The 7,078-nt window shown below is 35.2% G+C and carries 5 protein-coding genes; all 5 read right to left on the reverse strand.

Annotated elements, in window-relative coordinates; genetic code table 11:
• Window positions 1-254: 254 nt before the first annotated feature.
• The 5 genes from A9239_RS05125 to A9239_RS20195 all read right to left on the reverse strand — a co-directional run bounded on the left by A9239_RS05125 (window position 255) and on the right by A9239_RS20195 (window position 6,335).
• The gene (locus A9239_RS05125; protein ID WP_230669071.1) at window positions 255-1,355 is read right to left on the reverse strand and encodes an outer membrane lipoprotein-sorting protein; all 1,101 of its coding nucleotides are present in this window, start codon (window positions 1,353-1,355) and stop codon (window positions 255-257) included.
• A 331-nt stretch (window positions 1,356-1,686) separates the two neighbouring features.
• Entirely contained in the window at window positions 1,687-2,340 is a 654-nt protein-coding gene (locus tag A9239_RS05130; RefSeq protein ID WP_048118889.1) for a hypothetical protein, read from the reverse strand.
• Between the two features lie 932 nt (window positions 2,341-3,272).
• Entirely contained in the window at window positions 3,273-5,051 is a 1,779-nt protein-coding gene (locus A9239_RS05140; protein ID WP_048155042.1) for a M28 family metallopeptidase, read from the reverse strand.
• A gap of 14 nt (window positions 5,052-5,065) precedes the next feature.
• Window positions 5,066-6,121 carry a nitrous oxide reductase family maturation protein NosD gene (locus A9239_RS05145; RefSeq protein WP_048118910.1) on the reverse strand — a complete coding sequence of 352 codons (1,056 nt, stop codon included), beginning with the start codon at window positions 6,119-6,121 and terminating at the stop codon, window positions 5,066-5,068.
• A 91-nt stretch (window positions 6,122-6,212) separates the two neighbouring features.
• Window positions 6,213-6,335 carry a hypothetical protein gene (locus A9239_RS20195; RefSeq protein ID WP_255361906.1) on the reverse strand — a complete coding sequence of 41 codons (123 nt, stop codon included), beginning with the start codon at window positions 6,333-6,335 and terminating at the stop codon, window positions 6,213-6,215.
• Window positions 6,336-7,078: the final 743 nt, after the last annotated feature.

Here is a 7,078-nt window from a genome sequence, read left to right on the forward strand (position 1 = left end):
TGATTTTGATTTGATTTTGACTTTGTAACTATTCAGGCACCACAAATCAACATCAAAAGCCTTAATTTAAATGATTTGGTATTTACAATATATTTCAGTCTGTTTTGTAAGTTGATGCCAAATGATGCTGTTTTTAATCTTGCTATGAATCTCTTATGAATCCCTTATTAGACATATCCTTATGGCCAAAATCGGTGTTAATTGATTCATTTTAGGGTACCTGACTAGTTACTTTTTTTCAAAGATTACAAGTTTTATGCCTTTTCTGAAATTGATTCCGCGATTTTCAGCATTTCGTCTTTTTCCAGGGAAGAGCAAAGACTTAGATTTACCTCTCCTAACTTCCACATTAAAAGTTTCGTTTTCCCCATCGAAAGATATTTTCCATCTATCCCGTTAATCTGAATATCCTCACCTCTATCCATAATTGTAGAATCGGATGACTGGTTCGTAGAGACGGTTTCTGCGAGACTTATAAAGGCTTCGTCTTTTGTGTACGTAATTTCAACGGTTTCAAAACTCTGGTTTTCAGGAGAAAATTGGCTGTTGTTGTAGACCATTGAATTATTGAATTCATAGCCTTCAGGAAGGTACTCCGGAGTAAGGATCTTAAAACTGGCTTCCTTTCTGGCTTCTTCAAGGCTCAATTTTTCAGGAGGCTTAATTTCTCCTAAGTCTACTATTTTTGCGCCTTCTGGGACCTCGAATTTAAACTCCGAATCTGGAAGTCCTGTGTTAACCTGCAGGTCTTGAATTTCCAATTTCATGGTTCGATTTCCATCGCCATTATATGTCTCATACCTGAGAGGCATCCATGTTTCCTGATCTACCCAAATTTTTGTCTTGTATATAAGCTCGTAATCTCCATCGTTTTCTTTCGGAGTTGTTTCCAGCAGATAAGTTTTTCTTCCATCTACATTCTCAACTCCAAGTACTGTTACATTAGTATCGTTCAGGAAATCATCTATGATATTGGTATAGTCATTTTTCGTAAGTTCGGAAGTTTTGGAAATTTTTATTTTTGTGACCGTATTGGTATCTGGGGTATAACTCCACAAGATATTCCCATCTGAAACACTTACGGTTTGATTTTCTTTACCGGGCTCTGTTACAATACTTTTAATCATATTAGGCTTTTTGAACATAGTTTTGGATTCTGATTCTTTGGTTTCTCCTCCAAAGTAAGAGGTCATATGCATTGTATATGAATAATCTCGAGTATTATTCTCTTTATCCATCATCTGGGATGCAATTTGTTCTGCACTCAGGTCTTTTTCCGCGCAGCCTGAAGCAAAGAGGGCTACAACTATGAAAGTCAGAACAAATATTGAGCTAAATTTTTTCATTGTTGTCATATTACTCATCTTTCAATAGTTCATTTTTTTTAAATATTGTAAAACTAATAATCTTAAAGACATTTGTAATTATTTATGAATTTTTCAAAATTAAGCTTAATTATATTGAGCTTCTATTTGATCAACAATAGGACCAGTCACTTCGCAATCATGGCAACCTTTTTGATGAAAATACTGAATTGTGATCGGATTTGCATATGCTATCGGTATAAAAATAAGAGATAAATAAATCATAGTCATGAGAGCTATTATATGAGAAATGTTTTTCATGAAAATCCCTATAAGTACATCTTTTATTTTCACGAATCTGTGTATGTCGATAATAGGAAACTCAATTATCTGAATTCTGTTTGCGCTGCAACCATTTTATTCCTAAAACCAAAAATATCAATAATATTCCAAGAATTATACTTCCTTTCAAAATAGAAAGAATAGGATAGTCAAGAACAAGGTAACGTACAAAAATGAAGGCACATGCGATTACGTAGAAAACCAGCAATCTTATAGGATCTTTTTGATTTGCTTTCCTTTCACCATATATGATCTTTGAGAGTGAGACTCCGATAAATAATAAAAGCAAAATCCAGTATATCTGATCCATATTATAAACTAAAGAAGCATAAAGATAGGCGATATACAAAAGTATTGTAACAAGTAGAAGACCCATATGTTCTCGAATTGATGAAGAAATTTTAGTTTCTTCATCTTTATAGACCTCTGTGATTTTTTCGTCATGAGACTTTGAACTCAAAATATGGTTAATTATAACGAAAAAATTATTGTTATCAATTTGTTCCTTTTTTCTATACCAGACCATAAAAGAGAAATGGATAGCTGTAATAAAGAGGGAAAGAATAAATACCCCTGACATCCTTAGCGGAATATATCCTTCCCTATTTAGCAGCCCGATTATTAAAAAACTAACAACTAATACCGGGAATGAACGTAATAATTCTTCTTTTACAATATAATCTATATTAACCATCGCTGTATCTCCTGATACAAACAACTTTTTTGATGAAGTATTCAATGAAAACTAATGTGCAAATATGGTTGGAACTGGCAAGAAAAGTAAACAAAAATACAAGACTTGCTCAAGCCGAAACCAATTTACCTTTTAAATATAGGAATTAGTGAATAGATAGTCGTAATGGATATAAATATACCAAATAAGGCGAAAAACTTCGCCGTTACAGTACTGCCAGATGATTTAAAGTGAAAATACAACCCAAAACAGGTAGCACTCGCGAAGACATTGCTACAAATTGACAGCAATTTAGATAATTTTGCATCAGTTTCAGAAATGGAGAGGATGAATAAAAGAAGTCCGACTCCCATCAGCACGATATAGGAAGTAATTAGTGATTCCATTATGGTTACTGCAACACCCGCTATGATGATACAGATAGAAACAAAAAATGAAAAGAGAAATTGTTTCGAATTTCTTTTTATTGGAGTCTTCATTCAGTCACCTCTCAATAACACTTATGGTCACAAGCCCATTCGCTTCCGTGATCCAGGTAGTAACTTGTGCACTCATTCTCTGAACTTTGCTATTCAATACCAATCAATTCCACCTCTTCACTTTCATTTAAGAGGCAAGAAGCAAACTATAAAATAGTTATAAAGTTATAGACTCTATGCCTTCGGGTATGCATGGTTCAGGATCGTTCTCAAACTTTACTTGAATCTTGCAAAATATTCCCACTTATTCAGTTTTTGAGAATTAGTTATAAGTTTTCCGGCCAATTTCTCTAACTATCAGAGATCAGGGAATCTTTACAGATCTAAAATGAGCTACAAAAAACAGTTAGAGAAATTGGTCGGAAGTTATATATAGATCAGGTCAATGCCAATTATTTAAAATCTACAGCTAGTGATCAGGCTTTTTGTGCCTTACTCGATATATCATATACTCTATTTCTTTTCATCTTTAGAGACCTTTGGATCCGAAAATCTCTTTATTATCCACTTTCCATAAAATGCAAAAGCAGCCAAAATTGCAACTACACCCGAGACAAAGATAAGAGGATTTCTACGATCCATGAATGGGTTATCTACCTGGACTCGTTCCATGGAATATTTTCTAAAATCAGAAGTTTTATTTTCCATGAACAAAGTTCCGTTTTCATTTTCAAACCATATCTTTAAATTGTGACTACCAGGGGTGAGAACAAAAAGATTTTCGGGATCCAGAGGCCCGAAATCATCCAGGTAATAATAAAGAGTTCTGTTTGAGTCCATGTAATTTTCTGGGTAACCGATTACATATGTTACCTCATTCTCAGAGCACTCTATTTCCTGATGAGGAGGTTCAGAACTTCTGCTTTGTTTTTCCTTATTTACAACATTTATGCTTTCGGTGCCTCTATTTCCATAACGATCGGTTGCCAGAACCTTGATGGTATGTCCTCCTACAGGAAGCGAAAAAGTCCTGCCTGATCGGAGATTTCCCAGGCTCTGATTGTCAAAAAAGACTTCCACAGTACTCTCGGGGTCGGAGACGTTATAGATGAGTTCAAATGAGGCTTCTGAAATCTCCGGATTGGAGACATTAACAAGAGGAGCCTGATTCTCATCTGGATCTGCCAGATAAATAACACTTCTGGCAGCCAGAGTACTTGCATTCCTGATAACCGAAAAATCGATATTATCAACCGTATCGCTCAATTTGTGGAAATTATCATGACTTTTGTAATTGTGGTGGCAAAGGACTACTGCAGGAATGTGGTTTTCCCAAAAGATTTCATGATCTCCTCTTTCTATAAGTGCAGATTGAATTCTAACCCCCGAATTTCTTGCTTCATTTTCAAAAATATCTTTAAGCCAGGCATACTGGGGAAGATAGCATACGCAAAGAGGTTCGTTTCCTACGCAGTCGAGATTAACAACTGCAACAATATTGTCTTTCAGCTCAGGATGGGCTTCAACCCATGCCTGGCTGCCAAGAAGATTAGACTCTTCTCCGGAAAAAGCAATGAAATATATTGTCCTGTTTAATGACTTATTCTGCAATGCCTTTGCAAGTTCAAGCATGCAGGCAACTCCACCTGCATTATCATCCGCTCCTGTTCCATTGGCCGATTCGCAAACGTAAGTATCGGACCAGACCGGCCAGAAATAGGGCCTTTTGACCCTGGAATCAAAAAAACCTCGTAGACCGGATTTAGGAGGTACAAGTATTCTTGAATCATAATGTGCAGTTACGAGAATAATCTCATCTTTAAGGACATTTCCCTCTTTAACTCCCACAACGTTTGCTCCACTCACATTCCAGTAATTGAAATTCCTTGTGCGCACCCTTACGGAAAAATTATCAAAAGAGACATGCAGACCTGCGTTTTCCATCTCATTTTTTATGAATAGAGAAGCTTCGGCAGCGTTTTTGCTTCCGATTTTTCTTTCCCCAAAAGAAGATATGATCCGGGTTGAGTTTTCGATTCTTGTTTGGGAAATGTCAAGCGGAACTGATAGAGGTTCTTCACTTAATTTTGAGAGCAGGGAAATTGTCTTGTCCGGACTATCATTCCAGCCAGAGTACGAAATATTGTATACAATTTTTTCTGAACAACTATTTGTTTCATTAATTTCATGAAAATCAGAAGAAAGTACATGGTAATCATGGGCAAATACGGTTTCCGAAAGTAAAACTAAGATTAAAAAAGTAATAACTAGGTTTGCTAATTTTCTGCCCATATTCTCACCAAAAATTACTCTATTCTCAAGAATACAAATGTTATTCCAAATATAACAACTGTCAGGAAAGGATAGATAAATGCTATCTGTGAAGCGTTCGTATCATGGATTTTTCCTTCCTTAATTTTGTTATTGTAGATTTGGTTGGTAGAGCTTTCCGTTACGATACTTTCACTGTTATTTGATAGGAAATTATCTTTAACTGTATTATTACTGGAATTCCTTATTATTGAAATTCCAATACGGCTGTTGTTTGATATAAAATTATTTTTGACCGTATTATTGTTGGAATCAGTTATTTGAACTCCAACAAGGCTCAAAGTTACATTGTTACCTGACATTGTGTTGTTATTGCTGGATTCAGTAAGTAGAATACCGTCATCACTATTTGAGACCATGTTATTTCTCAGTGTGTTGTTATTACTGCCATCTTCAATCCAGATACCGTCTCCTTCGTTCGAACTTGCATTATTATAACTCAAAATATTATTTTTGGAACCCCAAAAGTAGATGCCAAATCGGTTGTCAAAAGCATCATTATTGATGAGATCATTGTCGTTAGAATTTGTAAGACTAATACCTCTCTCATTATCAGAAACAGTGTTCTTGCTTAGCATGTTATGATCGGAACTCTGGAGATCTATACCAATTACGTTGTTTGATAATTTGTTGTTACTAATAATGCTGTTATTAACTCCTTCGAGATGTACTCCGGCGGTTGGAGATGTAACAAAGTTACTGGCACCAGTAATTTTAAAGCCACTGATAGTTACGTTATCCTCAGTCACATTGAAGATATGTTTTCCAGGATTGGAAGCCTGAATTATAGTATCATCTGGATTGCCAGAGTTAGATTTTATGGACACAGATTTATTAACAATCACATTTTCCGTGAAGTTTCCATTGTAAACAAGAATTGTATTGCCATCTTTTACGTTATTGATAGCTTCCTGAATTATTGAGTAATTCGCTTCACCATTTTTGCTCACTGTGACCGTAGCTGCTTCTGCGGTGCCTGCAATTAATATTAGATAAACAAACACCACTGAAAAATAAGCTTTAATTTTCATATATATCACTTTAAGAAATGGTCTCCAAAAATTTAAAGGAAGGTGCGATGTAACCTTCCCTATAAAATCTTTATCATTGATTAGCTATCAATCAATTATAAACAGTTGCTGAACCATCGTATCCTGGAGTACCTTTAGCAGTCTCCACTACATTAGCAGTTTCTTCTGCACTTGCTGCCGGCATAAAAGCCATACATACCGGGAACATTGCCAAAAACAATCTTCCGGTGCTGAATTTCTTTGCGATCATTTATTTTTACGTCTTCACTTTTATTCAAGAGGCTAGAAGCAAACTTTAAAATAGTTGTAAAGTTATATACCCCATGCCTTCGGGTATGCAGAGTTCAAGATCGTTCTCAAACTTCACTGAACTCTGCAAACATTCCCACTTATTCAGTTTTAGAGAATCATTTATAAGTTTTCCGGCCAATTCCTCTAACTATCAGAGATCAGGGAATCATTACAGATCTAAAATGAGCTACAAAAAACAGTTAGATAAATTGGTCGGAAGTTATATATAGAATAGTTCAACGCTAATAATTTGAAGTCTACAGCTAATGATCAGGCTTTTTGCTAAAAAAATGGCTGATATGTTTTTGAGATATTGAATTTTTTTACAGCAAAATCGGTCTTTACGAAATCGCCTGTTTTAAAACTTTGTCATCTATGTCTTTTTACCACAAGATAGGCGAAGTCAGCTTTTATTCGTGGACTATATAGATTCAGGATTTAAAAATAAGTAGATTGGAGAAAAAAGATCTGCTTAATTAAAAAGGATGTAGAGAGATTGAAGCAAACTTTTTCAGAAACTTTTTGATAATCAGTATTTTTGAACCTTAATTTGACAGGTTCTGCTAACTAACCTGACTTTGACAGTTACATAAAAATAAGTGCTCTTTGTTTTGTGTTATTCGCTCTAATGTACATCACAAAACAAAGAGCCTTCCCTACAATTCC

The organism is Methanosarcina sp. A14 (assembly GCF_001729375.1).
Lineage (GTDB): Archaea > Halobacteriota > Methanosarcinia > Methanosarcinales > Methanosarcinaceae > Methanosarcina > Methanosarcina barkeri.

Bases quoted from the DNA above. Each gene is read 5' to 3' on its own strand.
- A9239_RS05125 (WP_230669071.1), bottom strand. From the start codon at position 1,355: ATGACAACAATGAAAAAATTTAGCTCAATATTTGTTCTGACTTTCATA.
- A9239_RS05130 (WP_048118889.1), bottom strand. From the start codon at position 2,340: ATGGTTAATATAGATTATATTGTAAAAGAAGAATTATTACGTTCATTC.
- A9239_RS05140 (WP_048155042.1), bottom strand. From the start codon at position 5,051: ATGGGCAGAAAATTAGCAAACCTAGTTATTACTTTTTTAATCTTAGTT.
- A9239_RS05145 (WP_048118910.1), bottom strand. From the start codon at position 6,121: ATGAAAATTAAAGCTTATTTTTCAGTGGTGTTTGTTTATCTAATATTA.